The following is a 2,430-nucleotide window of genomic DNA, read 5'->3' on the forward strand; positions in this document are numbered from 1 at the left end:
CTCTCCTCATATTGTAGAACAAATGTCTCCAGTTTGGCATGATTGCTTACCGTATCAATGGCATCTCCATACTGATATTTTCGAACCAGCGCAGTGACCAGATCATCATAGGTGCGGTGAATATCTTGATAGGAGCGTCTTTTTACCTTGATATCCATCTGGTATGAATGGGAAGCGACCTCTAGTTCAAATGTATATACGCCTCGCACACAGCGTACGGACATACGTGTAACAATCCCATGGAACAGCCTTCTCAGCGATTGTCCCTGATCATCCAACTGGCGAATCACAATGGGCTCTTGCTCCATATCCTGTCCGATGCATACAGCTCCTTGTTCTTCGGAGAGCATGCCACTGATATGTAAAAAGGCATGATCATTGATGGCACGTGTTATTTGAAGTTGTTTGATATGTTGTGGCTGAAAGGGACCATAAAAGCGTAGGCTTTCATATCCGATCCCGTCTGATAATTGGCTCAAGTGAGTTCATGTCTCCTTTCTAGGTGTGATGGCTGATTACAAGTAAAGCACGTCATTTTGCATTTGCTTCTGATTATAGAAGCAGCAGATGAGCACAACAGTGAGTCAAGATAAATATGTATAACAAGGTTTGTACGCTAAAAAGGGGCGAGAGGTGATATTTAATAAACAACCCAGCATATGTATTTATCGGTTAAAAGAGAGATTTAGTTTACAGAATGACCCATCGGTTGGGGGATTTGCTATGTGTATTTTTGGAAGCAGTTGATACGGGAGGGAAGTGTAACATGAGTTAATATGGAAATATAGTGATACGCCACATGGTTTGCCATTATGATGCATCTTCGTGTTGGCAAATCGGTTACCTAAAACCAAAATGGTAGCCTGTCCAAACGATCTAAATTTAAAAATAATGGAGTGATAGAATGATAAGGGGACTTGTACTTTTAAATAGTGGGAATATTGAAGATTACTTACCAGACTTATATGATTGGAGTCTTATTGAAACCGAAAAAGAGCAGCATACTTGCCGACCCATAAACGAACTACCTCCATATAATAATTATAAAGAGAATGTACTGAAGAGACTTGCAAATGGGCTATTAATATATATCTTAGTTGATAAAACTAACAATAATAAACGGATAGGCAAGATACAGCTTTTTGACTATAATTCTCGAAATAAAAGTGCCGAGATAGGATACTACTTGCCTTTAAAACATAGAAAACAAGGACATGCAAATGTATTACTTGAGTTATTTATAGGCATCATTTTTGAACGTAAGGATTTGGAGTTGAATAAAATTTATGCAACTGTTGCAGCATGTAATCAAGCATCCATAAAATTATTAGAAAAATTCCATTTTAAGCTGGAGGGGACTTATCGAGAGCATTATTGGTTTAGTGATGGTTCTATATGCGATCAATATCATTATTCTTTGCTAAAAAGAGAGTGTATTAGCTTATCTGGAAGGAAATAGAAGGAAATTGAATGATATATATTTAAAATGATTTTGAAGTATATCCTTTCCATCGTCTCGACACATGTGGAGTGCTGTGTGTTGCTCATCAGGAAATAGCATAACGGAGCCACATTTACCTATCCTGTTGAAGCTCAGGCGTAGTTATCGCCTGGGCCTTTTATTTTCGATGAAGCTGTCCTTGTACCTTAAATTAAACCTCGACAGGTTACAATACTTGACTTCTCATTACTCATTTAGTACAATAGTTTTAAAACTATTGTATAATAAGTTAATTATATTTCCTTAAAGGAAAGGAGCAGGATGATATTGCAAGTCCTTAAAATCTTAACGCCTATTTATACCAATGTGCTGGAAAAAGCTCTTCCGTTTTACGAAGAACTGCTGCAAACCAAAGCAGGGACAAGGTTCCATTATGCTGAGAAAAAATTGGACATTGCAGTTGTTGGTCAACTTCTGCTTATTGGAGGAACGGATAGTGCGCTGTCAGCTGTGCAGGATATCACTTTGTCTTTCCTAGTGGATGATATTCTCGCTTATAAAGCTTGGCTATTGGATCAAGGTGCAGTGATCCGGCAAGATATTACGAAAGTTCCGACAGGCTACAACATGCTTGTGCAACAACCAGATGGCACGATAGTTGAATATGTTGAGCACACGAGGTCTACAAATGTTGAACAGTGAACAAAGAGTTCGTATTTTTAAAACATTGACTGATGAGACCCGTCTCGAAATTATTCGGACACTCTAAGGTAACAAGAAGGAGATGAATTGTGGAGAATTGGGAATGATATGCGATACTTCCAAATCGAATACATCGTATCATTTCCGTACATTAAGAGAAGCAAACTTGATTAAAGTCCGAAAAGATGCGCAAACAAAATATGCCAGTATTAATTTGGAGACTTTTCATTTGTATTTGCCAGGATTCCTAGAGACCTTATAGACCTTATAGACCTTATAGACCTTAT

At 38.0% G+C, this 2,430-nt stretch carries 2 protein-coding genes and 2 pseudogenes; 3 read left to right on the forward strand and 1 reads right to left on the reverse strand.

Translation table 11 applies throughout. The features are described from left to right. Positions 1-479, reverse strand: a pseudogene (locus L693_RS28005) (phage late control D family protein); the annotation flags it as partial. Between the two features lie 425 nt (positions 480-904). On the opposite strand from L693_RS28005, the gene L693_RS0110990 reads away from it, so the two are divergent. The 3 genes and pseudogenes from L693_RS0110990 to L693_RS29170 all read left to right on the forward strand — a co-directional run bounded on the left by L693_RS0110990 (position 905) and on the right by L693_RS29170 (position 2,405). After that, positions 905-1,459, forward strand: a complete 555-nt coding sequence (locus tag L693_RS0110990; protein ID WP_025717287.1) for a GNAT family N-acetyltransferase — start codon at positions 905-907, stop codon at positions 1,457-1,459. 303 nt (positions 1,460-1,762) lie between these two features. Then, a complete protein-coding gene (locus L693_RS0110995) occupies positions 1,763-2,143 on the forward strand; it encodes a VOC family protein (RefSeq protein ID WP_049825130.1) in 381 nt (126 codons plus the stop codon). Next, positions 2,106-2,405 (forward strand): annotated as a pseudogene (locus tag L693_RS29170) (ArsR/SmtB family transcription factor). Before L693_RS0110995 ends, L693_RS29170 begins: the two are co-directional and overlap by 38 nt. The last annotated feature ends 25 nt before the right edge of the window (positions 2,406-2,430 follow it).

Origin of the sequence: Paenibacillus sp. 1-18 (genome assembly GCF_000520755.1) — a bacterium.
GTDB lineage: Bacteria > Bacillota > Bacilli > Paenibacillales > Paenibacillaceae > Paenibacillus > Paenibacillus brasilensis.